Below are 25,469 nucleotides of genomic sequence, written 5' to 3'. Positions count from 1 at the left end.
GGAATGGGCGCAACAGGGCAAAGCAACGAGGTCGTGGAGCAGCAGGGGGCGCGCGAGCTGCTGCTCGACACCGCGTCGGCGATCATGCGCGAAGGCGACCAGGTCGACATTTCGCTGTCGGAGCTGTCGCTTCGCTCGGGGCTGAACTCGGCCCTGGTGAAGTACTACTTCGGCAACAAGGCCGGGCTGCTCAAGGCGCTGCTCGATCGCGACATGTCGACCATCGTCAAGTCGGTCGACGCGCTGGTCGCCAAGGACCAGATGGATCCGGAGGTGAAGCTGCGGCGGCACATCGCCGCCTGCATCGACACCTACTACGCCTATCCCTACCTCAATCGCCTGCTGATGCGGCTGGTGCGCGACAGCGACGAATCCGAGGCGCAGCGGATCGCCGACAAGTATCTCACGCCGCTGGGCAAGGCGTACGACAAGTTCATCGGCGCCGGGGTCAAGAAGGGCGTGTTCCGCCCGATCGACCCGCAGCTGTTCTACTTCACGGTCACCGGCGCGGCGGACAGGTTCTTCTCGGCGCGGCTGGTGCTGCGCCATTGCTATGGCACCGACACGCTGACCGAGAACCTGCGCGACCGCTATCGCGAGCATACGGTCGATTTCATCATGGCCGGTATCCTTGCCGACCGCGCAGGCTGAGCGCGGCTGGCGCATCGGGGTGATCGGCGGGTCGGGGGTCTACGACCTTTCGACGCTCGAGGATGCGCAGGTGATCGAGGTCGGCTCGCCGTTCGGCGCGCCTTCGGGGCCGGTGACGCTCGGCACGATCGCCGGCGTGCCCTTCGCCTTCCTGCCCCGCCACGGCGCCGGGCACCGCATCCCGCCCGAGGCGATCAACTACCGCGCCAACATCGACGTGCTCAAGCGCTGCGGGGTGACCGACCTCGTGGCGATCTCGGCGATCGGGTCGCTGCGCGAGGACTTCGCGCCCGGCAGCTTCGTCGCGGTCGACCAGTTCATCGACCGCACCACCGGGCGCGATGCGAGCTTCTTCGGCGAAGGCCTCGTCGCGCACGTGTCGCTGGCCGATCCGGTCTGCCCGCGCCTGTCGGCGCTCGCCGCGGCCGCGGCCGAGGCGGCGGGAGCGCAGGTCCATCGCGGCGGCTGCTACCTCGCCATGCAGGGGCCGCAATTCTCGACCCGGGCCGAAAGCCGCATGTACCGGGGCTGGGGCGCCGACGTGATCGGAATGACCGCGATGCCCGAGGCCCGCCTCGCGCGCGAGGCCGAGCTGCCCTACGCGCTGCTCGGCATGGTCACCGACTACGACAGCTGGCGCGAGGGCGACCATGTCGAGGTCGAGCAGGTCATGGCGGTGATGCACGCCAACGTGGCCGTCGCCCGCCGCGCCGTGCAGCAGCTGGCCACGCTGCTGCCGCCCGGACGCACGCCCAGCCCGATCGACCGCGCGCTCGACGGCGCGATCATGACCGCCCCCGACCGGCGTTGCCCGCAACGCCTCGCGCAGCTCGACGCAATAGCCAAGCGCTTATCGCCTTAAACAAAATTTCACTTTGCCCCGGTGCGGAGCATTATCTACTGGCTGGTGGAACGGTCGCTGTCACATTCTTTCACTTGCTCCCCTGCTAGTTTCAGTGGATACCAATTGACATGCCCGGATCACCGACGCGACTTGCCGACTTCGTGCCCTATCGAATGGCGATCACCTCCAACGCGGTCAGCGGACTGATCGCCGGGGAATATCGCAACGAGTTCGGCCTCAAGATCCCGGAATGGCGGATCATGGCCGTGCTGGGCGATGCTGGCCAGCTGACCCAGCGCGACCTCGTGCGGCTTACCCTGATGGACAAGGTTGCGGTCAACCGCGCCTGCAAGATCCTCGAGGAGCGCGGCCTGCTGCGCCGCAGCCCCAATGCCGCGGACGGCCGTTCGCACCATCTCGAACTGACCGGGGAAGGCCGCGCGATGCACGGCAAGATCTGGCCCCAGGCGCTCGACATCTACGAGCGGATCTTCGCGGCGCTGTCGGCGCGCGAGATCGAGAAGCTGCGGGTGCTGCTCGACAAGCTGCTGTCGTCGGTCCAGGCGCTCGAAGGAGATTCCCGATGAAGCTCGCCTCCCTGCCCCAAGGACGCGACGGTCGCCTGATCGTCGTCTCGAACGACCTCGCCTGGTACGCCGATGCCGACCACATCGTGCCGACGATGCAGGGTCTGCTCGACGCCTGGGACCGCCATGCCCCGCAGCTCGAGGCGCTCGCCATCGAGCTCGAGCACGGCGCCATTCCGCGCAAGCGCTTCCATGAACGCGAAGCGGCCGCGCCGCTGCCGCGCGCCTACCAGTGGGCAGACGGCAGCGCCTACGTCAACCACGTCGAACTGGTGCGCAAGGCGCGAGGCGCGGAGCTACCCGAAAGCTTCTGGACCGACCCGCTGATGTATCAGGGCGGCAGCGACGACCTGCGCGGCGCGCGCGAGCCGCTGGTGCTGCCCGACGAGGCCTGGGGCGGCGACTTTGAGGCCGAGGTGGTGGTCGTCACCGGCGATGTCGAACGCGGCGCGACGCGCGAGGAAGCGCTCGCGGCGATCCGCCTCGTGGGCCTGGTCAACGACGTTTCGCTGCGCAACCTGATCCCAGGCGAACTGGGCAAGGGGTTCGGCTTCGTGCAATCGAAGCCCGCCAGCCATTTCTCGCCGGTGTTCGTGACCCCCGCCGCGCTCGGCGGCGCGTTCGACCAGGGCAAGCTCGCGCTTTCGCTGAGCGTCGACCTCGACGGCAAGCCGTTCGGCCGCCTCCATGCGGACGAGGAGTGCACGTTCGACTTCGGCGTGCTGATCGCGCACCTTGCCAGGACGCGGCGGATCGGGGCGGGGTCGATCATCGGCTCGGGCACCGTGTCGAACCGCGATGCCGACGGCTCGCCCGGGCGTCCGGTCGCCGAGGGCGGCCGCGGCTATGCCTGCATTGCCGAGCAGCGCATGGTCGAGCAGATCCTCCACGGCGAGGCGCGCACCCCGTTCCTGCGCCACGGCGCGGTAGTGCGGATCGAGGCGCGCGACGCGGCAGGGCGCAGCCCGTTCGGGGCGATCGAGCAGACCGTGGTCGCAGGCTGAGGCGCGCCCGGCGCTTGCCGAAGGGCAAGCCGGGCGCGACCGCCGGCGGTCAATGCTCCGCCGTCACTCCTGGGCCATTACTCCCGGGCCGTCACTTCGGGCCGAAGCCGCCGCCGCCGCTCAGGCTGTCGGCGATCGAGCACGACGCCGGCCCGAGAATCACGATGAACAGCGTCGGCAGGATGAACAGGATCAGCGGGATGGTCATGATCGCGGGAAGGCGCGCGGCCTTTTCCTCCGCGCGCATCATCCGCTCGTTGCGGAACTCGGCCGAGAGCACGCGCAGCGCCGATGCGAGCGGCGTACCGTAGCGCTCGGTCTGGATCATCGTCGTGACGACGCCCTTCACCGATTCGAGATTGACGCGATAGGCGAGGTTTTCGAACGCCTGCCGCCGCTCGGTCAGGAACGACAGTTCGATCGCGGTCAGCGCGAATTCGTCGCCCAGCTCGGGATAGGCGCGGCCGAGTTCGCGCGCGACGCGGTTGAACGCGGCGTCCACGGTGAGGCCGGCCTCGGCGCAGATCACCAGCAGGTCGAGCGCATCGGGCAGGCCCTTGCGGATCAGCGTGGTCCGCTTCGAGACGAGGTTGCTGACGAACAGGTCGGGGCCCTTGTACCCGCCGATGACCATCACCGCGAAGGCGGCGAAGCGCTTGAACGAGCCCCATTCGGGGAAGTAGTTGAGCAGGTAGACGAACACGAGCGCGAGGCCGCCGAGCACGATCGGGCCGATCATGCGGCCGAGAATGACCGCGACCGCCCACTCCTTCTTGCGGATGCCGGCCTGCGCCAGCTTTTGCTGCACGGTCTTGACCTGGCTGTCCTGCAGCACCTTGAGCGATTCGAGGAAGCTGCGGATCGAATCGGTCGTCTGGTTGCGGCGGACGATGCTGGCGCGCTTGCGGGCGTTGGCGGTGACGATGCCCGCCTTGAGCTGTTCGCGGCGTTCGTTGAGCGCCTTGACCCGCTTGGCCATCGGATCGCGCACGGTGATCGCCGCGTAGATCGCGAGCATGACCGCCGCGGCGGCGATCCCGGCAAGGATCGAGCCGACCGCGATGACGTTGAAGCCGAGGAGAGTGGGGCCTGGCGGTGTGCTGAGCATGAGTCTAGCCGTCTTTCCCGTCAGATTTCGAAGTTGACCATCTTGGCCATGATGAACGCGCCGAGGCCCAGCCAGATGAACCCGCCGATGCCCGTGACGATCAGGCGCTGGTCCACCCAGAACTTCGTCATGTAGGTCGGGTTGATCCAGTAGATCAGCGCGAACACGATGAACGGCAGCGCGCCGACGATGTAGGCCGACGCCTTCGATTCCGAGCTCATCGCGCGGATCTTGAGCTTCATCTGCGCCCGCTTGCGCAGCACGTCGGCGAGGTTGGCGAGCGTTTCGGCAAGGTTGCCGCCGGTCTCGCGCTGGATCGCGAGCGTGATGCAGAAGAAGCTGAATTCGGCCATGTCGAGGCGGTCGGCGGTCTCCTGCAGCGCCTGTTCCATCGTCCGCCCGACGCGGATGCGGTCGGTCACCAGCTTGAACTCCTCGCCCACCGGACCCGGCACTTCGACCGCGACCAGCGACAGCGTCTCGCTGATCGGCAGGCCCGAGCGCAGGCCGCGGACGAGCAGTTCGAGCGCGTCGGGAAAGCGCGTGACGAAGTTGTTCACGCGGCGGTTGATCGCCTGCCCGACCACCATGTGCGGCAGACCCGCGCCGATCACCACCCCGGCGCCGAGCGCGAGCAGCGGCGCGGAAGTCTTGAGGAAGACGAGCAGCATGACGACGAGCCCGAGCCCGCCCGAGAAGTACAGGTACTGGCTGAGCGTCCAGCCGTGGCCGGTCTTGTGCAACCGCATCTCGAGCGCCTCGAGCCGCGAATTGCTGCCGGCGCGGCGGTAGGCCTTCGGCTTGCGCGCGGCGACGGCCTTGCGGTACTGCGCCTCGACCTTGTCGATCGCGTTGTCGGAGTGGCGGAAGCGCACCGCCTGCAGCCGGCGCGCGCTTTCCTTGCTCGCGGACGGGCCGCTGAACGCGGCATAGCCGAGCACCAGGACCATCATGATGCCGATCGACATGATCAGCAGCTGGACGATGTTCATCGCGTGTGTCCGCCTATTCGAGCCTGACCGCCGACCGGGCCTGCCGTTGCCATTTCAGCCCTGGGTCACGCCGGGGTCTTGGCCCTGGAGCCGAGCATCTTCTTGAAGTCGATCTTGCCGAGCAGCGAGCCGCCGCCCGCCTTTCCGGCCGCCTTCTCGACATCGCCCTTTTCGTCCTGCAGGCCCACGATCGCGTCGCCCAGCTCGCGGATCGCGGCGCCCGCCTTTGTCCCGCGGTTGGCGGCGACGAAGGTCTGGCCGAGCTTGGCGGCGTTGGCCGCGGCCTTGATGTCGTAGGGCACGGTGATGTTGATCTTGCGCTCGATCGAGGCTTCGAAATCGGCCTTGCTGATCTCGCCGACGCCGGCGTGCACCTTGTTCGCCACGACCACCGTCTGCGCATGGGCGGCGTTGGTCTTGAGCCACGACAGCACGCGGATCGCATCGCGCGCGCCGGCAAGGGTGAGCTCGGTCGCGACGACGACCACGTTCACGTCTGCCAGCAGGTGCGGGAAGTTGATCAGCATGTTCCGCGGCAGGTCGATCACGGTCATCTCGAAGGCGTGGCGGAATTCCTCCTCGAGCTGGACGAAGGCGCTGCCGTCGGTCATCAGCGGGGCGCTGATCGGCGCTTCGGCCGAAAGAATCGCGAGGTTGTCGTTGGCGCGGATCATCGCCCGCTCGATGAACAGCCCGTCGATGCGGCTCGGATTGTCGATCGCGTCGGTCAGGCCGCGGCCGGGCTCGAGATCGAGCGTCAGCGCACCGGTGCCGAAGTGGACGTCGAGATCGAGCAGCGCGGTCGGCAGCTTGTGGTCGGCGCTGAACAGCCAGGCGATCGACGTTGCCAGGGTCGTGGCGCCGACGCCGCCGCGGGTGCCGACGATCGCGGTCGAGATGTGCCGCTTGGCGGCGGCCGCGTCGTGGCTCTTGGGCGCTGCGAAGATCGCCTGGGCCTGGACCAGCGCATCGCGCACCTGGCCGGGCGAGAGCGGCTTGAGCAGGTAGTCCTGGATGCCCGAGGCGATGAGATCGCGATAGAGGCGCACGTCGTTGACCTGGCCGACCGCGATCACCACGGTGCCCGGCTCGCAGACCTCGGCGAGCGCGTTGATGTCGTTGAGCGGGTCGCCGCTTTCCGACAGGTCGACCATCAGGATCGCCGGGCTGGCGGTGATCGACAGCGACTGCACCGCGTTGCGCAGGCCGCCCTTGGCGCACTTCTCGGGCTGCCAGCCCATGTCGACCGCGACCGGGCGCAGCACGTCGAGCGCCGCGTCGTCGCACATGAACGCGGCAAAGGTGTCGCGGTTGCCGTTCTTCCAGGTGGTGCTCATCGATCAGTTACCCCCGCCAGACTTGCTCGACGTTTCCTTGAGCCCGCCCTTTCCGGTGGGTTCCATCGCGCGATAGGTTTCGATCGCCTTGCTCGAGCTCATGACCACCGTCTCGCCGCGCGTCTGGGCGCCGTGGACGAGGTCTTCCTTGTTCGCGACCATCGCCGCGAGGTTGCTGTTGATCGCGCAGCCGTAGTTCTTCGAGGTGGCGTTGCGCAGGTTGGCATCGGACTTGGCCGACCAGTCGGGGCAGCCGGGCACCGACGCCACGGTGCGGGTGACGACCACCCGGACCGTGCCGGGGTAGACTTCGCCCTGCGTGACCGGCGCGGTCGGCGCGAGCGCCAGACCGAAGCGTCCGGCGACGGCCTCGATCGCGCTGCGCACGTCGGGCGATTCGGCGGGATCGTCGATCGCCACCTTGTCGCCATAGGCGAGGTTCATCGTCTCGAACCAGCCGGCGAGGCGGCGCTGTTCGGCGACCGAGAGGCCCGAACCCGCGTCGCTGGCGAGGTCGATGGTGTAGCTGTCGCGCTGGACCACCGGCTGGTGGATGCTGTCGAGCGCCATGTTGTTCGGCATGCCGGCGCAACCGGCGAGCGCCAGCGCCAGCGACGCGGCCAGCGCGCCCGTGCGCAGCGGCGAGAGGGAAGGCTTGATGGCGGACATCGGTGTGGTCCTTCTCACTTCAGGTTGAAGCCCGGCGCGGCGGCCGCGGACTTCTTGTCCTTGGCGCGCGGTGCGGCGGCGGTCTGGCGGTCGTCGCCCGGGGCGATCACGGCGGGGCGATCGAGCGCGCCGACCTTGGGGGTCGGCTGCACCGAGCCCTGCTTTTCGGTCGGCTTGGGACGATCGCCGCCGGTCACGCCGCTGTTCTCGACGTTGCCGAGCAACTGGCTGACCGCGTCGGCGGCGCGGAAGCCGTCGGTCGGCAGCTTGATCGTGTTGGCGTCGACCGGGTTGACCAGGTACGGCGTCACCACGATCACCAGTTCCGTCTCGCCCTTCTTGAACGCGGTCGAGCGGAACAGCGAGCCCAGGATCGGCAGGTCGCCCGCACCCGGCAGCTTGGTGATGCTGTTCTGGTTGCCGTTGCGCATCAGCCCGGCGATCATGAAGCTCTGGCCCGAGCCCAGCTCGATCGTGGTCTCGGCGCGGCGGATGGTAAGCGCCGGGATCGAGTAGCCGTTGAGCGAAACCGCGCCGTCCGACGACAGTTCGGACACTTCGGGGCGGACCCGCAGCGAGATGCGCCCGTCGGCGAGCACGGTCGGGGTGTAGGACAGGCTGACGCCGTACTTCTTGTATTCGACCGAGGTCGCGCCGAGGCCCTGGCTGATCGGGATCGGGTATTCGCCGCCGGCGAGGAAGTCCGCCGTCTCGCCCGAGAGCGCGGTGAGGTTGGGCTCGGACAGGGTGGTGACGAGGCCGATGGTCTCGCCCGCATCGAGCGCGCCGAGCAGGTTGAGGCCGAACAGCTTGCCCTGGCCCGCCAGCGTCGTCGCGCCGGTCAGCGGGGTGACCGTGGTGCCGGGCTTGGGCACGAGGCCGAGCGGGTTCTTGTCGGTCACCGCGGTCGGGTCGTAGGTGTAGCCGGTGACCGAGCTGCCGATGCCGAGCGGCAGGTTCGGGTCCGTGGTCACATTCGGCGCCCATCCGGTACGGCCCTGGCCGATGCCGAAGCGGAAGCCGCTCGATCCGTCGATGCTGGTCCAGTTCATGCCGAGGTTGCGCACCAGCGTGCGGCTCACTTCGGCGAACTTGACGTGCAGGCTGACCTGCAGTGGGGTCGCCATCTTGAGCCGGCTGATCACCGTGGTCTTGTCGCCGACGAAGGCCTTGACCAGCCGTTCGGCCTCGGCCGCGTCCTCGGGCGCGCCGACCGTGCCGGTCAGCAGCACGGTGTTGTTCATCGTCGAGGTGGCGATGCGCGCCTCGGGCATGGCGAGGTGGAGCATCTGGTCAATGCTGTCGAGGTTGGTGCCGACCCGGACGTTGGCGGACCAGATCACCGCGCCGGCGGCGTTGCTGGCGTAGACCGTGGTCTCGCCGCCCGCCTTGCCGAACACGTAGAGCTGGTTCGAGGCCTTGACCTGGACGTCGGCGATCGAGTCGTTGGCGACGAACACGTCCGACATCTTGCCGGGCAGCGTCACCAGCTCGCCGCGACCGATCGAGAGCGCGATCGAACGGGCGGGGGCGGTCACGCTCTGGGCGCGGGCGGCGTCCATCGCAGGACCTGCCACGAGGCCGGCGGCAAGCGTCGCGCCGAGCAGGAGGGAGAGGGTACGGGCCTTCATGATCTTGCCTTTCGCAGCCGGGCGGCGCTGGTTCGTGTCGGTCCGGCTGGTCATCACTTGCTCCCCACCGGGACGGTTTCGATTTCCTTGCCGCGGCTGATGCGCACCACCGGTCCGCGGGCCATCATCATGCCGCCGGCCGGACCTGCGCCCATCGGCGCCGCCGGAGCGGGAGCCGGGGCCGCGATCGGGGCGGGGCGCTGCATCGAGTCGAAGTCCGAGCGGCCCGAAGCCTTGCGCTGGAAGCGCGAGACGTCGCCGCCGGTGACGAAGGTCGTGCCGCCGTCGCTCGGCTTGCCCAGCGCGGTCTTGAGCAGCGCCTCCTCCTGCGCCTTGGTCGCGCCGGCGGGAACCTTGACCGCGCCCGAGGCGATCGCCTGGTCGAGTTCGGTCGAGGTGTCGGCCAGCGAGCGCAGCGACAGGCTGATCGTGCCGATGGTCTGCGCCACCGCGATTTCCTCGGCGATCTTGGGGGTGACCTCGATCGTCACGGTGCTGAACTGGCGGACCTGGGTCTTGCCGTCGACGGTTTCCTGTTCGGTCGACTGGTCGGTGGCGAGCACGCGCAGGTTGCGCAGGATGGTCTCGGCGGCCTTCAGCGCCATGGCGTCCTCGCCACCGCGCACGGTCTGGGTGAGGACGAGGTCGATGTGGTCGCCGGGGAAGACGAAGCCTGCGACCCCGGTGCGGGCGCTCACCGGAATGGTCACGGCGCGCATGCCCGGCCCGAGCGCCGCGGCGAGGAAGCCGCGATCGCCGGGGGCGACCAGCGAGCCCTGGGTGATCGGCTCGCCGGCGGTGATCGGGTGACGCACGACGGTGCCGAGCATCTTGCTCATGTCCGCCTCGCCTTCGACGAAGTAGGCGTCCTGCACCATGTCCTTGGGCCAGGGCTGGTAGCCGATCGAATCCGCGGTGATGATCGTCCCGACCGGCAGCGCGCGCTGGGCGACGAGCACCTTGGGGCCTTCGGGCACCTTGGCGGCAGCGGCCGCCTGGGGCGTGGTCGCGCCGGAAAACAGGCTCCTGGCGGCGAAGGCCGTGCCGATCGCAACGATCAGCGCCCCCACCAGCAGCAAAAGCTTCTTCTTGTCCATGCTACGATCTCGCCCTGTTGAATGGTATCGAACGAACCCAAGTGGCCGGCATCAATCGGCCAAAATGGTTAATATTCCCTATTGGAATCCCACTGCGTGAAAGACCGCATTCAGCTGCGGGCCGAGCGCCCAGAGACCGGCTCCGGCGATCGCCACGCCGTAGGGAATCTTGATCCTGTCGCGCTGGCGGCGGGTGATGTACCAGGCGCCGAGCACGAGCGTCAGGACGCCGCCGGCGATCGACATCACCACCAGCATCTTGAGGAACAGCAGCGCCGGCAGCCACAGCGCCAGCGCGGTCAGCAGCTTGACGTCGCCGCCGCCCATGGCGCGGATCGCGAAGAGGCCGGCGAGCACGACGAACGCAAGCAGCGCCACGCCGATCTGCATCGCCACGTCGGGCCATAGCGAGAGACCCTGCGCCCACCAGTACAGCGGGGCGCACAGCGCGATGCCGGCGTTCAGCCAGTTGTCGATCTGGCGACGGCGGATGTCGGTGAAGGCGGCGGTCAGCAGCGCGATTGCCAGCGCCGCGACCAGTGCGTAGACGAAGGGTGTTTCCTGCATGCCCGCAGTCATACGGGCAAATCACTTACCAAACGGTAACCAAGATTGGCCGCGGAATTCGGCGCGTCGAACCGGCCTGGGAGGGTGCTGCAGGAGCGGACCGCACGACGAGGCAAGGGCATGACGAAGGCTTTCGACAGGCGCAGCATTCCCGGGACCGCGCGCGAAACGACATGGACCGCGCGCGATGGTCATCCGATCCGCCGGATCGACTGGCCCGCACCGGCGAACGGTCCCGACAATGCGGGCCCGGGGACATCGCGAGGAGCGCTGCTGTTTTGTCCCGGGCGCGCGGACTTTTATGAAAAATATCTGGAAACGCTGGCTTACTGGGCGGATCAGGGCTGGCACGTAACGGCGCTGGACTGGCGCGGGCAGGCGGGTTCGGGACGCGCGAGCCGCGATCCGCTCGCCGGCCACGTCGAGGACTTCGCGGTTTGGGTAAACGACCTCGCCGACTTCTGGCAGGACTGGACCCGCGCGACGCCCGGGCCGCACGTGCTCGCCGGACATTCGATGGGCGGGCACCTGGTCCTGCGCACGCTCGCCGAGGGCAGGGTCGATCCCGCGGCGCTGGTGTTGAGCGCGCCGATGCTCGGCTTCGTCACCACGATCCCGGCGCCGGTCCAGCAGGCGGTGGCGCGAATCATGTGCCGCATCGGTGATCCCGCGCGGCTCGCCTGGAAGACCAGCGAGAAGCCGGGCGAGAAGCTCGAGGCGCGCGCCGCGCTGCTGACGCACGATGTCGAGCGCTACGCCGACGAGCTGTGGTGGAAGGATGCAAGGCCCGAACTCGCGATGGGGCCCGCGACCTGGCGCTGGGTCGAGCGTGCGGCCGAATCGATCGCGCGGCTGGCGCGACCGGGCGCGCTCGAAGCGGTCACGACCCCGGTGCTGCTGCTTGCCGCGCGGCACGACGGCCTTGTCGCCTTCGCCCCGATCGCGCGGGCCGCCGCCCGGCTGCCCGACGCCGAACTGGTGGTCTGGGGCCGCGAGGCGCGCCACGAACTGCTGCGCGAGGTCGACGGCGTGCGCGACGCGGCGCTCGCGGCGATCGACGCTTTCCTTGACCGGACCGCGCCGCGACCGCAAAGCCGCGCGCGGACATGAACGAGCTTTTCGACGTCGCCATCATCGGCGCCGGCATGGCCGGCGCGAGCCTTGCCGCCGAGTGCGCCCCTCACGCCCGGGTCCTGCTGGTCGAGGCCGAGGATGCGCCCGGCTATCACACCACCGGACGCTCCGCCGCGTTCTGGGAGGAGGCCTACGGCGGTCCCGGCGTCCTGCCGCTGACCGAGGCTTCGGGCCGCTTTCTGCGCGACGGCGGCTATCTCACGCCGCGAGGCGCGCTCAACATCGGGCGCGAATCGGATCGTCCGAAGGTCGAGGGCTTCGTCGAGAGGTTCGCGGCACTCGGGGTGCGCGTCGAGCTGCTCGGGCCCGCCGCGCTCGCCGAACGCGTTCCCGGCATCCGCGACCGGTGGACCTGCGCGGCGTGGGAGCCCGATTGCGCCGACATCGACGTCGCCGGGCTGCACCAGCATTACCTGTCCGCAGCCAATCGCACCGGCTCGGTGCTGCGCGTGCGGGCGCGGATCGAGGCGATCGAGCGCGAGGGTGCCGGCTGGCGCCTGTCGTGGCGCGGCGGAGAGGCGCGCGCCGGTCTGGTCGCCGACGCCGCCGGGGCCTGGGCGGATGGTCTTGCCGCCCTTGCGGGCGCGCAACCGCTCGGCATCCGTCCGCTGCGGCGCACGGTGGTCCAGCTTCGCACCGCGCCGGTGCCGCCCGCCGACCTGCCGCTCACGCTCGGGATCAACGAGGACTTCTACTTCAAGCCGCAGGGCGACCGGCTGTGGCTCTCGCCCCACGACGAGACCCCCGATGTCGCGCGCGACGCCGCGCCCGAGGAACTCGACATCGCCATCGCGATCGACCGGATGGAGCAGGTGGTCGACTGGCAGATCGAGGCGATGGAGCGCCGCTGGGCCGGCCTGCGCAGCTTCGCCCCCGATCGCCTGCCGGTCTACGGCTTCGATCCGCGGATTGCCGGCTTCTTCTGGTTCGCCGGGCAAGGCGGCTTCGGCATCCAGACCGCGCCCGCGGCGGCGCGGCTCGGCGCGCAACTGCTGCTCGGCCTGCCGGCGGACGAATTGACCGAGCGCATCGACCCCGCCGTCTATGCGCCGGGGCGCTTCGCCTAGGCCGCGATCGCTGCGTCGCTCGCCAGCTTGTCGACGCGTTCGTTCTCGGGGTGGCCGTCGTGGCCCTTGACCCAGACCCATTCGACCTGGTGCGGCCGGGCGGCCGCGACCAGCGCGCGCCACAGGTCCTCGTTCTTGACCGGCTTGTTGTCGGCGGTCTTCCAGCCCTTCTTCTGCCAGCCGAAGACCCACTTGGTGATGCCGTCGAGCACGTACTTGCTGTCGGTGTGGAGCGTCACCCGGCACGGCGCCTTCAAGGCTTCGAGCGCGCGGATCGCGGCGGTCATCTCCATCCGGTTGTTGGTCGTCTCGCGCTCGGAGCCCGCCATCTCGCGCTCGTGTTCGCCCATCCGCAGCAGCGCGCCCCAGCCGCCCTTGCCCGGATTGCCCTTGCAGGCCCCGTCGGTGAAGATCTCGACGTGCTTCACGCGAAGACCTCCGGGTGCTCGCGATAGAAGGCGAGCCGGCGGGCGAAGGCCATCGGGTCCTTCTTCGTCACCAGCGCATCGGCCGGGGTGTTGAGCCAGTCGTAGGCGCGGCTCATGGCGAAGCGCATCGCCGCGCCTTGCGCCAGCAGCGGCAACGCGGCGCGTTCGGCGTCCGAAAGCGTGCGCCCTGCGCGATACCCCTCGAGCAGAGCCTGCGACAGGTCGGCGCGGAACTGCGCGCCGCTCGGATCGAAGCACCAGGCGGCATGGGTGACGGCGACGTCGTAGGCGGTGAAATCGTTGCAGGCGAAGTAGAAGTCGATCAGGCCGGTGACCTTGTCGCCCAGCATCAGGACGTTGTCCGGGAACAGGTCGGCATGGATCACCGAAACGGGCAGGTCGCTCGGCCAGTCGCGCTCGAGCCGCGGCAGGTGTTCGGCAACGATGCGCGCCAGCTCGGGCGAAATCTGCGCGAGGCCGTCCGCTCCGCAGGCGTCGGCCAGCCGCCGCCATTCGGCGACGCCCATGCCGTTGGCGCGACGGCCGGCGAACCCTGCCGCGCAATCGTGCATCTGCGCCAGCGCCTCGCCGACGGCGCGGGCCTGGCCGGGCGTCGGTTCCGAGACCGATACCCCGGGGAGATATTCGATCAGCGCCAGCGCCTTGGTTTCGCCCGAGGGGTCGCGCCGTTCGAGATAGAGCCTTCCATCGCGCGCATGGATCGTGCGCGGGACCGGGCAACCCGCCGCCGCGAGATGATCGAGCAGCGAGAGAAAATAGGGCAGTTCGCCGATGTCGATGCGGAACTCGTACATCGTCAGGATGAAGCGCGCGCCGCTTCCATCGGGCGCGCCGGCGGCGCCGGTCGTCTCGATCAGCCAGTTGCTGTTCGACACGCCCTCGGCGATGCCCTTGGCCGAGACCAGCGTGCCGACGTCGAATTCGGCGATCAGCGCCGCCATCGCTTCGGCGCCGAGGTGGGTATAGACAGCCATTGCCGCTCAGCCGACGAGTTGGCGTGGCAGCTTGAACACCATGTGTTCCTCGGCGCTGACGATCGTCTCCTCGCTGACCTCGCGCCATTCGCGCAGCCGCTCGACCACTTCGCGCACCAGCACCTCGGGGGCGGACGCCCCGGCGGTAAGGCCCAGCGTCTCCACTCCGTCGAGCCATTCGGGCACGATTTCGGCGGCCCGCTGGATCAGGCGCGAACGCGCGCCCTCGCGCTCGGCGACTTCGACCAGCCGCAGCGAGTTCGAGCTGTTGGGCGCGCCGATCACCAGCACCAGCTGGCAGCGCGGGGCGATCGCCTTGACGGCTGCCTGGCGGTTCGAGGTGGCATAGCAGATGTCCTCGGCCCGCGGCCCGGCGATCTGCGGAAAGCGCGCCCGCAGCGCGGCGACGATCTCGGCCGTGTCGTCGACCGACAGCGTGGTCTGGGTGAGGAAGGCGAGCGGCGCATCTTCGGGGAAGGCGAGTTCGGCGACGTCTTCGAGCGTCTCGACCAGCGTCATCGCGCCTTCGGGCACCTGGCCCATCGTGCCGATCACCTCGGGATGCCCGCGGTGGCCGATGAACAGGATGTGCTTGCCCGCTTCGACCTTGCGCTCGGCCTGGCGGTGAACCTTGCTCACCAGCGGGCAGGTCGCGTCGAGCCAGTCGAGCCCGCGCGAGGTCGCCTCGGCCGGCACCACCTTGGGCACGCCGTGCGCCGAGAACACCACCGGCGCGCCATCGGGCACCTGGTCGAGCTCCTCGACGAAGATCGCGCCCTTGGTGCGCAGGGAATCGACCACGAACTTGTTGTGGACGATCTCGTGCCGCACGTAGACCGGCGCGCCGTAGCGCTCGATCGCGCGCTCGACGATCTCGATCGCCCGATCGACCCCGGCGCAGAACCCGCGCGGCGCGGCAATGAGGAGGTGGAGCGGGGCCTTGCCGGCAGCAAGCGCGGCGGACGGATCTGGAAAGGTGGGGTTCATCGCCGCTCCCTTAGCAGCGGCCGCGCTCCGACGGTAGCCTGTCCGCCCCTTGCGCATGCGGTTGCGCCCCGGCCCCCGGGGAGCGCCATTGCCGAAGCGGATCGGGCTGGCTAGAGGTGGCCGCCCACGCCGATCGGCCGAACGACAGGAACTTGCCTCGATGACGTCCCGCACCCGCCGTCTTGCCGTCCTTTGCGCATCCTTCGGCCTCCTCGCGCTGGCCGGGTGCGCCAAGAACAAGGGCGAGCTGGTGGTGGACGACAGCGTCGGCGTGACCGCGCTGCGCAGCCCCTGCCCGTTGGTGGCGATCCCCGAGATGACCGGCGACATCACGCTGTTCAGCGCGCCGGGCCGCACCGATTCGGGCGCGGTCGACGTGGTCGCCTCGATCACCAACCTGCGCAGCACCTGCAACGATGCGACCAACGGCGACAAGCTCGCCTCCGACGCGACCTTCGACGTGCTGGCGCGGCGCACCGACACGCGCGGGGCGCGCCATGTCGACATCCCCTATTTCAGCGTGGTGATGCGCGGCGGCACCCAGGTCCTCGCCAAGCGGATCGGCACGATCGGGATCGACTTCGCCGACGGTCAGGAGCGCGCCAGCGCGCAAGGCCGGGCCGGAGCCAGCGTCGATCGCGCCGAGGCGACGCTGCCGCGCGAGATCCGCGCCACCCTGACCCGCAAGCGCAAGGCCGGCGACGCCGACGCGGCGACCGATCCGCTCGCGCAGCCCGAGGTGAAGGCCGCGCTCGCCAAGGCGAGCTTCGAACTGCTCGTCGGCTTCCAGCTGACCAACGACCAGCTCGCCTACAACGCCACGCGCTGAACCCAGCCGGTAGCGTATTCGCGCAAGGTCCGCTAACGGGCCTGCCATGACCGATGAGATTAGCCCCGTGTTCGCGCAAGTCGCGAACGTGATCGATGCCGCGCTCGACGCGCTGACCGCCGCCGGGACCTTGCCCCAGGGCCTGTCGCGCGCCGCCGTCACCTGCGAGCCGCCGCGCGATGCGAGCCATGGCGACATGGCGACCAACGCCGCCATGGTGCTCGCCAAGCCCGCCGCCACCAACCCCCGCGCGCTGGCCGCCGCGCTGGTCGAGGAACTGGTCCGCGACCCGCGCATCGCCGCGGCCGAGATCGCCGGGCCCGGCTTCATCAACCTGCGGCTCGCGCCCTCGGCGTGGCTCGCCGAGCTCGCGCTTATCGCGCAGGCGCAAGGCGATTACGGCCGTTCCGCGATCGGCGGCGGCACGACGGTCAACGTCGAGTACGTCTCGGCCAACCCCACCGGGCCGATGCACATGGGCCACTGCCGCGGCGCCGTGGTCGGCGATGCGCTGGCGCGGCTGCTCGAGTTCGCCGGGCACAAGGTCGTCAAGGAATACTACGTCAACGACGCCGGCGCGCAGGTCGACGTGCTCGCCCGCTCGGCCCACGTCCGCTACCGCGAAGCGCTGGGCGAGGACGTCGGCGCGATCCCCGAGGGCCTCTATCCCGGCGACTATCTCGTCCCCGTGGGCCAGGCGCTCGCCGCCGAGTTCGGCGACCGCTACGCCGCCGCGCCCGAAAGCGAATGGCTGCTGCCGTTCCGCCAGCGCGCGGTTGCAGCGATGCTCGACATGATCCGCGCCGATCTCGCGCTGCTCGGCATCCACCACGACCTGTTCAGCTCCGAGGCCGAACTCCAGGCATCGGGCAAGGTCGATGCCGCCGAAGCCTGGCTGCGCGAACACGATCTCGTCTACGACGGCATTCTCGAAGCGCCCAAGGGCAAGACCCCCGAAGACTGGGAGCCGGTCGAGCTGCCGCTGTTCCGTTCGACCCGCTTCGGCGACGACCAGGACCGGCCGATCAAGAAGTCGAACGGCGCCTGGACCTATTTCGGCGCCGACCTCGCCTATCACTTCCAGAAGGCGCAGGGCGCCGACGCGCTCGTCGACATCTGGGGCGCCGACCATGCCGGCACGGTCAAGCGGATCAAGGCCGCCGTCGCCGCGCTGACCAGCGCCGAGGGCCAGGCGCCCAAGCCGTTCGAGATCAAGCTCGTGCAGATGGTCGCGCTGCTCAAGGGCGGCCAGCCGTTCAAGATGTCGAAGCGCGCCGGCAACTTCGTCACGCTCGCCGACGTGGTCGAGATGGTCGGCAAGGACGTGGTGCGCTTCACCATGCTCACCCGCAAGCCCGACGCGCAGATGGACTTCGACTTCGACAAGGTGGTCGAAGCCTCGAAGGACAATCCGGTGTTCTATGTCCAGTACTGCCACGCGCGGATCTGCTCGACGCTGCGCAAGGCGGCCGCCGAGGGCTTCGCGCCTGCGGGCACCGATCTTGCCCTGCTGGGCGAGGAGGAGCTGGGGCTGATCAAGCTCGCCGCGCAGTTCCCGCGCACGGTCGAAGGTGCGGCCGCCGCGCGCGAGCCGCACCGCATCGCCTTCTTCCTCCACGACCTTGCCGCGGCGTTCCACGCCTACTGGAACCTCGGCAACGATCGCCCGGACAAGCGCTTCATCGTGGCACAGGACGGCGCGCTGACCGCGGCGCGGCTTTTCCTCGGCCAGCAAATCGGGCAGGTTGTCCGTAACGGGCTCGCCCTGCTCGGGGTAGAGGCGGCCGAGGAGCTGTGAGACGATGATGAGCGGGGGCGAAAGCGTCAGGACCGATTGGGACGATCACCGGACCGGGGATGATCCCGCCGGCGGCGTCGACCGCCTCGCGCTGGGCGACGAGCAGCGCCTGCCCTGGCTCGAAAGCGCCGACGACGTCGATCTCGACGAACCGATCGACAACGGCACCGGCCGCCTGCTCGCGTTCGCGGGCTTCGCCGTGCTCCTGCTGGTGGCGCTGGTCGGCGGGATCTACTGGCTGTCGCACCGCGCTTCCTCGAGCAGCGCGCCGGCGGACGGCAGCCTGATCGAGGCGAGCCGCGAGCCCTACAAGGTTGCGCCCAAGGATCCCGGGGGCAAGACCTTCCAGGGCACGGGCGATGCGAGCTTCACCGTGAGCGAAGGCGGCAAGCCCGCGGCGGTGATCGCCGGCAGCGCCGGCGCCGCCCCCTCCGCCCCGGCGCCGCGCCCGGCCGCGGCTGCCTCGGCGCCTGCGCCCGCCGCTGCCGCTGCCCCCGCCGCAACGCCTGCGGCATCGGGCGTCGGCGTGCAGATTGGCGCCTTCTCGAGCAATGCCGCGGCCGAAGCGGCGTGGAACAAGCTCGCGAGCGTCCACGAACCGCTCAAGGGTCTTTCGCATCGCATCGTCGAAGGCCGCGCCGACATCGGCACGGTCTATCGCCTGCAGGCGGTGGCCGGCGACGTCGCCGGCGCCAACGCGTTGTGCAACGCGCTCCAGTCGGGCGGCCTCAAGTGCCAGGTCAAGCGCTGAGCCGCGCGAGCGAAAGAGAACCCGAAATGACCGAGCCGCTGAACGTATCGATGATCGGCCTTGGCGTGATGGGCGGCGCGATGGCGCGCCACCTCGGCAAGGCCGGCCATCGCCTGACCATCTACAACCGCTCGCCCGCGCGCACCGAGGCGTGGCAGGCGGCAAACCCGGGGCTCGCCACGCGCGTCGCCGCGACGCCGGCCGAGGCGGCCGAGGGCGCCGACGCGGTGATCACCTGCGTCGGCAACGACGACGATCTCGCCGACGTCGTGCTCAGCCCCACCGGCGTGTTCGCCGGCGCGCGGCGCGGGGCGCTGTTCATCGATCACACCACCGTTTCGGCGCGCATCGCCCGCCAGATCGCGGTGGAGGGCCGCGACAAGGAACTGCTCTGCGTCGATGCGCCCGTCACCGGCGGCCAGTCGGGCGCCGAGGCGGGCACGCTCGCGATTATGTGCGGCGGCAGCGAACAGGCGATCGAGGCGGCGCGGCCGGTGCTCGCCGCCTATGCCAAGCGCGTGGTCCACGTCGGCAAGTCGGGCGCGGGACAGACCGCCAAGATGGCCAACCAGATGTGCATCGCCGGCACGCTCGCCGGGCTTTCCGAGGCGATCCGCTTCGCGCAGGCGGCGCGGCTCGATCTCGACAAGGTGTTCGAGGCGATCTCGGGCGGCGCGGCGCAGTCGTGGCAGATGGACAACCGCTTCCACACGATGGCCAAGGGCGAATTCGATTTCGGCTTCGCGATCGACTGGATGCGCAAGGACCTGGGCCTTGCCATCGAGGAGGCGCGCGGCCTCGGCGCGAGCGTCCCGACCACCGCGCTGATCGACCAGTTCTACGCCGACGTCCAGGCGCTCGGCGGCGGGCGCGAGGACACCAGCGCGCTCATCCGCCGCCTCCCCAAAAAGGGCTCGGCCTGACCTGCCGTATCGGTTAGCGTCCGTGCAGTTTCTGCACGAAAGCTTGTCGATGAACCCGAAGGATCTCCTGCCTGCACTCCTTGCCACGACCATCGCGGTGCCGGCGCACGCCGACGTCCTGGTCGACAACTTCAAAGGCTACACGATTGCCGCGGACGGCACGGTCACGCCGCTCGGCGCGATGGTCCTCGACGACATGGGCACGATCAAGGCGGTCTATGCCCCCGGGCAGAAGCCGTCGAAGAAGGGCGTCAAGTTCCATATCGACGGCAAGGGCCGCATCCTCCTTCCCGGATTGATCGACGCTCACCTTCACGTTTTCGGCACCGGCTTCGCCGCGCTGACTCTGGACCTGTCCGACACCGCGTCGCTGGCCGATGCGCTCAACCGGATCAGCGCCTTCGCCGCCGCGCACCCCGACCGCGCGTGGATCGTCGGGCGCGGCTGGAACCAGGAGAAGTGGAAGCTCGGCCGCTTCCCCACCGCCGCCGAACTCGACATGATCGTGCCCGACCGGCCCGTCTGGCTCGAACGCGTCGACGGGCACGCCGGCTGGGCCAACAGCGCCGCGCTCAAGGCGGCGGGCGTTACCGCCGACAGCAAGGCCCCCGCCGGCGGCTCGATCGAGAAGGATGCCGCCGGCAAGCCCGCAGGCGTGCTCGTCGATGCCGCGCAGGAGCTGGTTTCCGCAGCCGTTCCCGCGCCCAGCGCGCGCGACTACGATCTCGCCTTCGCGACGGCCCAGCGCATCTTCATCCGCAACGGCCTGACCGCCGTCGCCGACATGGGCTCGACCATCGAGGACTGGCAGGCGTTCCGCCGCGCGGGCGACGCCAACAAGCTCTACGTGCGGGTGATGTCCTATGCGGGCGGCGTCGATGCGATGAAGGTGATCGGCGGCCCCGGGCCGTCGCCCTGGCTTTATGCCGACCGGCTGCGGCTCAACGGCGTGAAGCTCTACATGGACGGCGCGCTCGGCTCGCGCGGGGCCTGGCTCAAGGCGCCCTATGCTGACAAGCCCGACACCCGCGGGCTGCCGCAGCTCAGCCAGACGCAGCTCGGCAACCTGATGAGCCGCGCCGCGATGGACAACTTCCAGGTCGCCGTCCACGCCATCGGCGATGCCGGCAACGGCGTGCTGCTCGGCGCGATCGACGATCTTACCCAGACCTACAAGGGCGACCGGCGCTGGCGCATCGAGCATGCCCAGGTGGTCGATCCCGCCGACTGGCCGACGATGGCGCGAATTGCGGCGAACGGCGGCATCGTCGCTTCGATGCAGCCGGTGCACCAGACCTCGGACCGGCTGATGGCCGAAGCCCGGCTCGGGGCGGACCGGCTCAAGGGCGCCTATGCCTGGAAATCGCTCAAGGGCACCGGCGCCACGCTCGCGTTCGGCTCCGACGCGCCGGTCGAAAGGCCCGACCCCTGGGCCGGATTCGCCGCCGCCATCAGCCGCGAGGACGAGAACGGCGCGCCTCCGGGCGGATGGCAGCCGCAGGAAAAGGTCGATCGCGCGACGGCGCTTGCCGGCTACACCAGCCAGGCGGCCTATGCGGGCTTTGCCGAAAGCCGCTTCGGCAGGCTGGCGCCGGGCTTGCGCGCCGACTTCATCTTCGTCGATACCGACCCGATGACGGCCTCGCCTGCCGAAATCCGCAAGACCACGGTGCTGGAGACCTGGGTGGGCGGCGGCAAGGTGTGGGATTCGTCCGATCCCGACGCGAAGGGATCGGCTGCGGGATCGGCTGCAACGGAAACCAAACCCCGCAAGGGCCGTTAAGGCCGCCGACGCGGAAGGCGGACGGGGCGCTTCGGTTCCCCGGCGCTGCGTTGCGGCAGGGCACCGGCGACCACCTTCCCCCTGCTGCGTCCGGCGCGGCCACCCGGCGGGGCTTATCCCCCCCCTCCCATGCTCCGCCCGGGGCCGGGCCGGATCACGATACGAGTGCGCTACGGGGCGGAAGGCTGTCGCTTTCCGCCCTCGTTTCGCATAGCGCGCCAGGCCTCAGGGAAGGGTGGTCGGAAGAGTTGCGCCAGCAGCGTCTTCGGCGGCCTTCGCCTCGGCGTCCTTCTTCTCGACGAAGCGCATCACTACCAGCGTGCCTTCGAACAGGATCAGCAGCGGCACCGCCAGCATCAGCTGGCTGACAACGTCCGGCGGGGTGATCACCGCAGCGAGCGCGGTGATCCCGACGATGACGTAGCGCCGCGCCGCGACCAGCTGGTCGCGGGTGATGATCCCGGCGCGGTTGAGCAGCATCAGCAGCACCGGCAGCAGGAAGCTCACCCCGAAGGCGAGGATGAACTGCATCACCAGCGCGAGATATTCCTCGATGCCTGGCAGCGCCTCCAGTTGCAGCCCGCCCTTGTCGCCCTGGAAGCCGATGAACCACTTGAACGCGGTCGGCATGACGATGAAGTAGGCAAGGCTCGCCCCCATCGCGAACAGCACCGGCGTGGCGATCAGGAACGGCAGGAACGCCTTCTTCTCGCGCGCATAGAGCCCCGGCGCAACGAAGGCCCAGAGCTGGTTGGCGATGACCGGGAAGCTGAACAGGAACCCTGCGAACAGCGCGACCTTCAGGTTCACGAAGAATGCCGAATAGAGCTTGGTGTAGATCAGCTTGCCATGACCGTCCGGAAACGCGGTCGAGAGCGGGTGGACGAGAATCGCGAGGATCTGGTCGACGAAGTAGTAGCTGACCGCCGAGGCGATCGCGAGCGCATAGACGCAGCGCAGCAGCCGGGTGCGCAGCTCGATCAGATGGTCAAGCAGCGGCGCCTGCGTCTCGTCGATGTCGCGGATCGGAATCATGGCGCCTCGGGCGCCGTCCCCGGCGCGGCGGGCGCGGGCAGCGCGGGGGGGGTGGCCGGTGCGGCGGTCGGTGCCGCGGAAGTGGGTGCGGCAGCGGCGGGGGCGGCGGTGGCGGGAACGGCGGTCGGGGCGTGTGCGGCGACGTGCGGATCGACCGGCGCGGTCTGGTCCTGCGCGGCCTCGATCGTCTGGCCCGCGGCGGGATCACCCTGCGGGTGCGCGGCCATGATCGCGGCGTTCTGCTCCTTCCACTTGCGCTCCATCTCCTCGAGCTCGGCCTCGCGGATCATGGTCTCGAGCCCGGAGCGGAAGTGGTTGGAAACGCGGCGGATGCGGCCGATCCAGCGGCCCGCCGTGCGCAGCGCCATGGGCAGGTCCTTGGGACCGATCACGACGATCGCGACGATCACCACCAGCAGCAGCTCCGAGGGCGCTACGTCGAACATGCCTTAGCCTTGGAGCCGCGCCGGATCAGGCGGACGGCGTGTTGTTCTGGTGCTCGGCCGCAACCGGCTGCGGGGCGGGCGCCGGCGGCGGGACCTGCGACAGCTGCGCCGGCGGCGGCGGCACCGGCCGGTCGGTCTCTTCGTTCATGCCCTGCTTGAAGCTTTTGATGCCCTTGCCGAAATCGCCCATCATCTCGGAAATCCGGCCGCGGCCGAACAGGATCAGGACCACCAGCGCAAGGATGATCAGGTGCGGTAGGGAAAGGCCACCCATTATACATTCTCCTTCGCGCTCCAGATAGGACATCGGCGCGCGACTTGCCAGCAATGCTCAGGAAGATTCGTCTTCCTTTTCCGGCTCGCGCCCCCTGTCGCCGTCCTCGCCGCCCGTCAATAGCGCGTAGGCGTCATCCACCGGATCGAGCAGGCCGGCGGCGCGCAACTCGTCGATCCCGGGCAGGTCGCGCCGGCTGGAAAGGCCGAAGTGGGCGAGGAACTCGCTGGTCGTGGCATAGATCGTCGGGCGGCCGGGCACCTCGCGCCGCCCGGCGACGCGCACCCAGCCGGCTTCCATCAGCACGTCGAGCGTGCCCTTGGCGGTCTGCACCCCGCGGATCGCCTCGATCTCGGCGCGGCTCACCGGCTCGTGGTAGGCGATGATCGCCAGCGCCTCGGTCGCAGCGCGCGACAGGCGCCGCACGTCCTCGGTCTCGCGCCGCAACAGGTGGGCAAGGTCGCCCGCGGTCTGGAAGTGCCAGCGCCCGCCGCGCTCGACGAGTTCCACTCCGCGGCCGGCATAGTCGCGCTGGAGCGCGACCAGCGCCGCGCGCACCGCCGCGCCGCCGAGGTGGCGCGAAATCTCCTCGGGCGTCAGCGGCCGGTCGCTGGCGAAGAGCGTGGCCTCGACCGCGCGGGCTAGGTCGTCGGGCGGGGTCACGCCGCCACCGCTCCGGCAGCCCCTGTCGCCCGGCGCAGGCGCAGCGGGCCGAAGGTCTCGTCCTGCGCGATCTCCGCCTTGCCCTGCTTGGCAAGCTCGAGCGCGGCGACGAAGCTCGAGGCGAGCGCCGAGCGGCGCAGCGCCGGATCCTCCCAGCCCGCTTCTCCGCGCGAGGGAAGGAAGCTGTGCAGGTCCTGCCAGTCGAGGCTCGCGCCAAGCAGCGCCGAAAGCCGCGCGAGCGCCGAATCGAGCGTCATCACCGCCCGCTCGCGGACTATGTGGACCACCGGTGCGGTGCGCGCCTTGACCACGCCGTAGGCCTGCATCAGGTCGAACAGGTCGGCCTGCCAGCGGTGGCGGCGGTCGACGCGCAGCCCTTCGGGCGCGCCGCGCGCGAAGACGTCGCGCCCCAGCCGGTCGCGCGCCATCAGCCGCGCGCCGGCTTCGCGCATCGCGCCCAGCCGCTGCAGCCGCAATTGCAGGCGCAGCGCGAGTTCTTCCGGGCTCGGCTGCATTTCGGGATCGCGCGGCAGCAGCAGCAGCGACTTGAGGTAGGCGAGCCAGGCCGCCATCACCAGGTAGTCCGCCGCCAGCTCCAGCCGCAGCGCCTCGGCCCGCTCGATATAGCCGAGGTACTGGTCGACCAGTTCGAGGATCGAGATCGTGCGCAAGTCGACCTTCTGCCGCCGCGCAAGGTCGAGCAGCAGGTCGAGCGGTCCCTCCCAGTTCTCCAGCTCGAGGTGGAGCGCGTCGCCGTCGCGGGCCGGGGCGGACGCGGGCAGGGCGTCCCAGGCCTCGTCGCCCTCGAACAGGCTCGGAGCCGGGGGCGCTGCGTCCATCACGCCAGCGCGAGCAGGGCGTCGCGCTTGCCCGCCAGCGCGGCCTGGTCCGCCAGGATCGCCGCGCCGTCCGCGGCGCCGTCGAACGCCGCGGTCGGGGCGAGCGCGCGTTCGAGCCGCGAGGCGGTCCTCGCGCTCATCGGCGCGAGCGCCTCGGCGATGCCGACCATGTCGTCCATCTTCGCCCAGCAGTTGAGCGCGATGTCGCAGCCCGCGGCCTGTGCGCGGGCGGCGCGCTCGGGCACGCTGCCGCCGAGCGCCTGCATGTCGAGGTCGTCGGTCAGCAACAGGCCGTCGAACCCGATCCGCTCGCGGATGATGTGCTCGATCACGAAGCGCGAATGGGTCGCCGGGTTGTCGGCATCCCACGCGGTGAAGCGGATGTGGCCGGTCATGCCCACCGCGGCGTCCTTGAGCGCGCGGAACGGCTGCAGGTCGCGCTCGAGCTCCTCGGCCGGGGCGGAGACGGTGGGCAGTTCCTTGTGGCTGTCGGCCATCGCGCGTCCGTGGCCGGGCATGTGCTTGACCACGCCCATCACGCCCGCGCGCGCCAGCCCGTCGAGCGCGGCGCGGCCGAGCGCGGCGACGCGCAGCGGCTCCGCGCCCAGCGCCCGGTCGCCGATCACGTCGTGCGCGCCCGGCGCGCGGACATCGAGCAGCGGCAGGCAGTCGACGCTGATCCCCGCTTCGGCAAGGTCGAGTCCCAGCGCATGGGCATTGGCGCGCATCGCCTCGATCGCGCTGGCGGGCGCCGTGTCCCACAGCCGGTCGAAGCGCTCGCCGGGCGGATAGGCCGCCCACACCGGCGGCTTCATCCGCGCGACGCGGCCGCCTTCCTGGTCGATGCAGATGAACGTGCGCGCGCGTCCGTGAAGCGCGCGCAGATCGTCGGTCAGCGCGCGCAGCTGCGCCCGGCTTTCGACGTTGCGGCCGAACAGGATGTAGCCGGCAGGATCGGCCTCGCGGAAGAAGGCGCGCTCGTCGTCGGTCAGGGCAGGGCCGGACAGGCCGAAGATGGCTGGCAGCATGG

The 25,469-nt window shown here is 69.9% G+C and carries 27 protein-coding genes; 11 read left to right on the top strand and 16 right to left on the bottom strand.

The annotated features are described in order from the left end of the window. Window positions 1-3: 3 nt before the first annotated feature. The 4 genes from K3A85_RS02420 (at window position 4) to K3A85_RS02405 (ending at window position 3,086) form a co-directional block, all read left to right on the top strand. Window positions 4-651 carry a TetR family transcriptional regulator gene (locus K3A85_RS02420; RefSeq protein WP_404822877.1) on the top strand — a complete coding sequence of 216 codons (648 nt, stop codon included), beginning with the start codon at window positions 4-6 and terminating at the stop codon, window positions 649-651. Beyond that, complete coding sequence (mtnP, locus tag K3A85_RS02415) at window positions 632-1,513, top strand: S-methyl-5'-thioadenosine phosphorylase (protein ID WP_225204903.1); 882 nt, start codon at window positions 632-634, stop codon at window positions 1,511-1,513. The genes K3A85_RS02420 and mtnP overlap by 20 nt, the downstream gene beginning before the upstream one ends. A gap of 110 nt (window positions 1,514-1,623) precedes the next feature. Continuing rightward, window positions 1,624-2,082 carry a MarR family winged helix-turn-helix transcriptional regulator gene (locus K3A85_RS02410; protein ID WP_225204902.1) on the top strand — a complete coding sequence of 153 codons (459 nt, stop codon included), beginning with the start codon at window positions 1,624-1,626 and terminating at the stop codon, window positions 2,080-2,082. Then, window positions 2,079-3,086: a fumarylacetoacetate hydrolase family protein gene (locus K3A85_RS02405; RefSeq protein WP_225204901.1), complete on the top strand. Its 1,008-nt coding sequence runs from the start codon at window positions 2,079-2,081 to the stop codon at window positions 3,084-3,086. Before K3A85_RS02410 ends, K3A85_RS02405 begins: the two co-directional genes overlap by 4 nt. A gap of 91 nt (window positions 3,087-3,177) precedes the next feature. On the opposite strand, the gene K3A85_RS02400 is transcribed toward K3A85_RS02405, so the two are convergent. The 7 genes from K3A85_RS02400 to K3A85_RS02370 form a co-directional block, all read right to left on the bottom strand. Further along, window positions 3,178-4,194 carry a type II secretion system F family protein gene (locus tag K3A85_RS02400; RefSeq protein ID WP_225204900.1) on the bottom strand — a complete coding sequence of 339 codons (1,017 nt, stop codon included), beginning with the start codon at window positions 4,192-4,194 and terminating at the stop codon, window positions 3,178-3,180. Between the two features lie 20 nt (window positions 4,195-4,214). Next, entirely contained in the window at window positions 4,215-5,186 is a 972-nt protein-coding gene (locus K3A85_RS02395) for a type II secretion system F family protein (RefSeq protein WP_225204899.1), read from the bottom strand. A gap of 65 nt (window positions 5,187-5,251) precedes the next feature. Further along, a complete protein-coding gene (locus K3A85_RS02390; protein WP_225204898.1) occupies window positions 5,252-6,523 on the bottom strand; it encodes a P-loop NTPase family protein in 1,272 nt (423 codons plus the stop codon). 3 nt (window positions 6,524-6,526) lie between these two features. Further along, window positions 6,527-7,192 carry a CpaD family pilus assembly protein gene (locus K3A85_RS02385; RefSeq protein ID WP_225204897.1) on the bottom strand — a complete coding sequence of 222 codons (666 nt, stop codon included), beginning with the start codon at window positions 7,190-7,192 and terminating at the stop codon, window positions 6,527-6,529. A 14-nt stretch (window positions 7,193-7,206) separates the two neighbouring features. Then, window positions 7,207-8,877, bottom strand: coding sequence for a type II and III secretion system protein family protein (locus K3A85_RS02380; RefSeq protein WP_225204896.1), 1,671 nt, complete (start codon window positions 8,875-8,877; stop codon window positions 7,207-7,209). After that, window positions 8,877-9,920, bottom strand: a complete 1,044-nt coding sequence (gene cpaB / locus K3A85_RS02375) for a Flp pilus assembly protein CpaB (RefSeq protein WP_225204895.1) — start codon at window positions 9,918-9,920, stop codon at window positions 8,877-8,879. Before cpaB ends, K3A85_RS02380 begins: the two co-directional genes overlap by 1 nt. 78 nt (window positions 9,921-9,998) lie before the next feature. After that, complete coding sequence (locus K3A85_RS02370; RefSeq protein WP_225204894.1) at window positions 9,999-10,487, bottom strand: A24 family peptidase; 489 nt, start codon at window positions 10,485-10,487, stop codon at window positions 9,999-10,001. Between the two features lie 120 nt (window positions 10,488-10,607). Here K3A85_RS02370 and K3A85_RS02365 point away from each other — a divergent pair, with 120 nt between their 5' ends. Together K3A85_RS02365 and K3A85_RS02360 are read left to right on the top strand one after the other, a co-directional pair. Further along, window positions 10,608-11,597, top strand: coding sequence for an alpha/beta fold hydrolase (locus K3A85_RS02365; protein ID WP_225204893.1), 990 nt, complete (start codon window positions 10,608-10,610; stop codon window positions 11,595-11,597). Beyond that, the gene (locus tag K3A85_RS02360) at window positions 11,594-12,688 is read left to right on the top strand and encodes an NAD(P)/FAD-dependent oxidoreductase (RefSeq protein ID WP_225204892.1); all 1,095 of its coding nucleotides are present in this window, start codon (window positions 11,594-11,596) and stop codon (window positions 12,686-12,688) included. Before K3A85_RS02365 ends, K3A85_RS02360 begins: the two co-directional genes overlap by 4 nt. Here the strand turns inward: K3A85_RS02360 and rnhA are convergent. Genes rnhA through ispH form a run of 3 tightly spaced genes read right to left on the bottom strand, consistent with a single transcriptional unit; the run spans window position 12,685 to window position 15,098 of the window. Next, the gene (gene rnhA / locus K3A85_RS02355; RefSeq protein ID WP_225204891.1) at window positions 12,685-13,116 is read right to left on the bottom strand and encodes a ribonuclease HI; all 432 of its coding nucleotides are present in this window, start codon (window positions 13,114-13,116) and stop codon (window positions 12,685-12,687) included. The two genes, K3A85_RS02360 and rnhA, sit on opposite strands and share 4 nt — an antisense overlap. Then, window positions 13,113-14,111: a homoserine kinase gene (gene thrB / locus K3A85_RS02350; protein WP_225204890.1), complete on the bottom strand. Its 999-nt coding sequence runs from the start codon at window positions 14,109-14,111 to the stop codon at window positions 13,113-13,115. The genes rnhA and thrB overlap by 4 nt, the downstream gene beginning before the upstream one ends. 6 nt (window positions 14,112-14,117) lie before the next feature. Next, complete coding sequence (gene ispH / locus K3A85_RS02345) at window positions 14,118-15,098, bottom strand: 4-hydroxy-3-methylbut-2-enyl diphosphate reductase (RefSeq protein ID WP_225204889.1); 981 nt, start codon at window positions 15,096-15,098, stop codon at window positions 14,118-14,120. 160 nt (window positions 15,099-15,258) lie between these two features. Between ispH and K3A85_RS02340 the strand changes: the two genes are divergently transcribed. Genes K3A85_RS02340 through K3A85_RS02320 form a run of 5 tightly spaced genes read left to right on the top strand, consistent with a single transcriptional unit; the run spans window position 15,259 to window position 21,182 of the window. Then, window positions 15,259-15,927 (top strand): hypothetical protein, encoded by a 669-nt coding sequence (locus K3A85_RS02340; protein WP_225204888.1) that lies wholly within the window; start codon window positions 15,259-15,261, stop codon window positions 15,925-15,927. A gap of 46 nt (window positions 15,928-15,973) precedes the next feature. Beyond that, window positions 15,974-17,725, top strand: coding sequence for an arginine--tRNA ligase (argS, locus tag K3A85_RS02335; RefSeq protein WP_225204887.1), 1,752 nt, complete (start codon window positions 15,974-15,976; stop codon window positions 17,723-17,725). A 4-nt stretch (window positions 17,726-17,729) separates the two neighbouring features. Continuing rightward, entirely contained in the window at window positions 17,730-18,476 is a 747-nt protein-coding gene (locus K3A85_RS02330; protein WP_225204886.1) for an SPOR domain-containing protein, read from the top strand. Between the two features lie 26 nt (window positions 18,477-18,502). Then, complete coding sequence (locus K3A85_RS02325; protein ID WP_225204885.1) at window positions 18,503-19,399, top strand: NAD(P)-dependent oxidoreductase; 897 nt, start codon at window positions 18,503-18,505, stop codon at window positions 19,397-19,399. Between the two features lie 49 nt (window positions 19,400-19,448). Then, a complete protein-coding gene (locus K3A85_RS02320; RefSeq protein WP_225204884.1) occupies window positions 19,449-21,182 on the top strand; it encodes an amidohydrolase in 1,734 nt (577 codons plus the stop codon). 225 nt (window positions 21,183-21,407) lie between these two features. Here K3A85_RS02320 and tatC read toward each other — a convergent pair whose 3' ends face one another. From tatC to nagZ, 6 genes are read right to left on the bottom strand one after another with little or no spacing between them, the layout of a single operon-like run. Then, window positions 21,408-22,217, bottom strand: a complete 810-nt coding sequence (gene tatC / locus K3A85_RS02315) for a twin-arginine translocase subunit TatC (protein ID WP_225204883.1) — start codon at window positions 22,215-22,217, stop codon at window positions 21,408-21,410. After that, window positions 22,214-22,663 carry a Sec-independent protein translocase protein TatB gene (tatB, locus tag K3A85_RS02310; protein WP_225204882.1) on the bottom strand — a complete coding sequence of 150 codons (450 nt, stop codon included), beginning with the start codon at window positions 22,661-22,663 and terminating at the stop codon, window positions 22,214-22,216. Before tatB ends, tatC begins: the two co-directional genes overlap by 4 nt. Before the next feature lie 25 nt (window positions 22,664-22,688). Continuing rightward, window positions 22,689-22,937, bottom strand: coding sequence for a Sec-independent protein translocase subunit TatA (locus tag K3A85_RS02305; RefSeq protein WP_225204881.1), 249 nt, complete (start codon window positions 22,935-22,937; stop codon window positions 22,689-22,691). Window positions 22,938-22,994: 57 nt separating this feature from the next. After that, the gene (gene scpB / locus K3A85_RS02300) at window positions 22,995-23,600 is read right to left on the bottom strand and encodes an SMC-Scp complex subunit ScpB (RefSeq protein WP_225204880.1); all 606 of its coding nucleotides are present in this window, start codon (window positions 23,598-23,600) and stop codon (window positions 22,995-22,997) included. After that, a complete protein-coding gene (locus K3A85_RS02295) occupies window positions 23,597-24,439 on the bottom strand; it encodes a segregation and condensation protein A (protein WP_225204879.1) in 843 nt (280 codons plus the stop codon). Before K3A85_RS02295 ends, scpB begins: the two co-directional genes overlap by 4 nt. Next, on the bottom strand, window positions 24,439-25,467 hold the full coding sequence (nagZ, locus tag K3A85_RS02290) for a beta-N-acetylhexosaminidase (RefSeq protein WP_225204878.1): 1,029 nt from the start codon (window positions 25,465-25,467) through the stop codon (window positions 24,439-24,441). The genes K3A85_RS02295 and nagZ overlap by 1 nt, the downstream gene beginning before the upstream one ends. Window positions 25,468-25,469: the final 2 nt, after the last annotated feature.

Origin of the sequence: Novosphingobium huizhouense (genome assembly GCF_020179475.1) — a bacterium.
Classification (GTDB): domain Bacteria; phylum Pseudomonadota; class Alphaproteobacteria; order Sphingomonadales; family Sphingomonadaceae; genus Novosphingobium; species Novosphingobium huizhouense.
Note: the sequence above shows the minus strand (reverse complement) of the source record. Positions and strands in the feature narration are given on the sequence as shown.

Excerpts from the sequence above, each read along its gene's own strand:
- K3A85_RS02365 (WP_225204893.1), top strand. The coding sequence starts at position 10,608 with ATGACGAAGGCTTTCGACAGGCGCAGCATTCCCGGGACCGCGCGCGAA.
- K3A85_RS02305 (WP_225204881.1), bottom strand. The coding sequence starts at position 22,937 with ATGGGTGGCCTTTCCCTACCGCACCTGATCATCCTTGCGCTGGTGGTC.
- K3A85_RS02320 (WP_225204884.1), top strand. The coding sequence starts at position 19,449 with ATGAACCCGAAGGATCTCCTGCCTGCACTCCTTGCCACGACCATCGCG.
- K3A85_RS02390 (WP_225204898.1), bottom strand. The coding sequence starts at position 6,523 with ATGAGCACCACCTGGAAGAACGGCAACCGCGACACCTTTGCCGCGTTC.
- thrB (WP_225204890.1), bottom strand. The coding sequence starts at position 14,111 with ATGGCTGTCTATACCCACCTCGGCGCCGAAGCGATGGCGGCGCTGATC.
- K3A85_RS02405 (WP_225204901.1), top strand. The coding sequence starts at position 2,079 with ATGAAGCTCGCCTCCCTGCCCCAAGGACGCGACGGTCGCCTGATCGTC.
- K3A85_RS02295 (WP_225204879.1), bottom strand. The coding sequence starts at position 24,439 with ATGGACGCAGCGCCCCCGGCTCCGAGCCTGTTCGAGGGCGACGAGGCC.
- K3A85_RS02330 (WP_225204886.1), top strand. The coding sequence starts at position 17,730 with ATGATGAGCGGGGGCGAAAGCGTCAGGACCGATTGGGACGATCACCGG.
- K3A85_RS02385 (WP_225204897.1), bottom strand. The coding sequence starts at position 7,192 with ATGTCCGCCATCAAGCCTTCCCTCTCGCCGCTGCGCACGGGCGCGCTG.
- K3A85_RS02400 (WP_225204900.1), bottom strand. The coding sequence starts at position 4,194 with ATGCTCAGCACACCGCCAGGCCCCACTCTCCTCGGCTTCAACGTCATC.
- tatB (WP_225204882.1), bottom strand. The coding sequence starts at position 22,663 with ATGTTCGACGTAGCGCCCTCGGAGCTGCTGCTGGTGGTGATCGTCGCG.
- cpaB (WP_225204895.1), bottom strand. The coding sequence starts at position 9,920 with ATGGACAAGAAGAAGCTTTTGCTGCTGGTGGGGGCGCTGATCGTTGCG.
- K3A85_RS02340 (WP_225204888.1), top strand. The coding sequence starts at position 15,259 with ATGACGTCCCGCACCCGCCGTCTTGCCGTCCTTTGCGCATCCTTCGGC.
- K3A85_RS02380 (WP_225204896.1), bottom strand. The coding sequence starts at position 8,877 with ATGACCAGCCGGACCGACACGAACCAGCGCCGCCCGGCTGCGAAAGGC.
- ispH (WP_225204889.1), bottom strand. The coding sequence starts at position 15,098 with ATGAACCCCACCTTTCCAGATCCGTCCGCCGCGCTTGCTGCCGGCAAG.
- K3A85_RS02325 (WP_225204885.1), top strand. The coding sequence starts at position 18,503 with ATGACCGAGCCGCTGAACGTATCGATGATCGGCCTTGGCGTGATGGGC.
- argS (WP_225204887.1), top strand. The coding sequence starts at position 15,974 with ATGACCGATGAGATTAGCCCCGTGTTCGCGCAAGTCGCGAACGTGATC.
- K3A85_RS02395 (WP_225204899.1), bottom strand. The coding sequence starts at position 5,186 with ATGAACATCGTCCAGCTGCTGATCATGTCGATCGGCATCATGATGGTC.
- K3A85_RS02420 (WP_404822877.1), top strand. The coding sequence starts at position 4 with ATGGGCGCAACAGGGCAAAGCAACGAGGTCGTGGAGCAGCAGGGGGCG.
- tatC (WP_225204883.1), bottom strand. The coding sequence starts at position 22,217 with ATGATTCCGATCCGCGACATCGACGAGACGCAGGCGCCGCTGCTTGAC.
- K3A85_RS02410 (WP_225204902.1), top strand. The coding sequence starts at position 1,624 with ATGCCCGGATCACCGACGCGACTTGCCGACTTCGTGCCCTATCGAATG.
- K3A85_RS02370 (WP_225204894.1), bottom strand. The coding sequence starts at position 10,487 with ATGCAGGAAACACCCTTCGTCTACGCACTGGTCGCGGCGCTGGCAATC.
- K3A85_RS02360 (WP_225204892.1), top strand. The coding sequence starts at position 11,594 with ATGAACGAGCTTTTCGACGTCGCCATCATCGGCGCCGGCATGGCCGGC.
- nagZ (WP_225204878.1), bottom strand. The coding sequence starts at position 25,467 with ATGCTGCCAGCCATCTTCGGCCTGTCCGGCCCTGCCCTGACCGACGAC.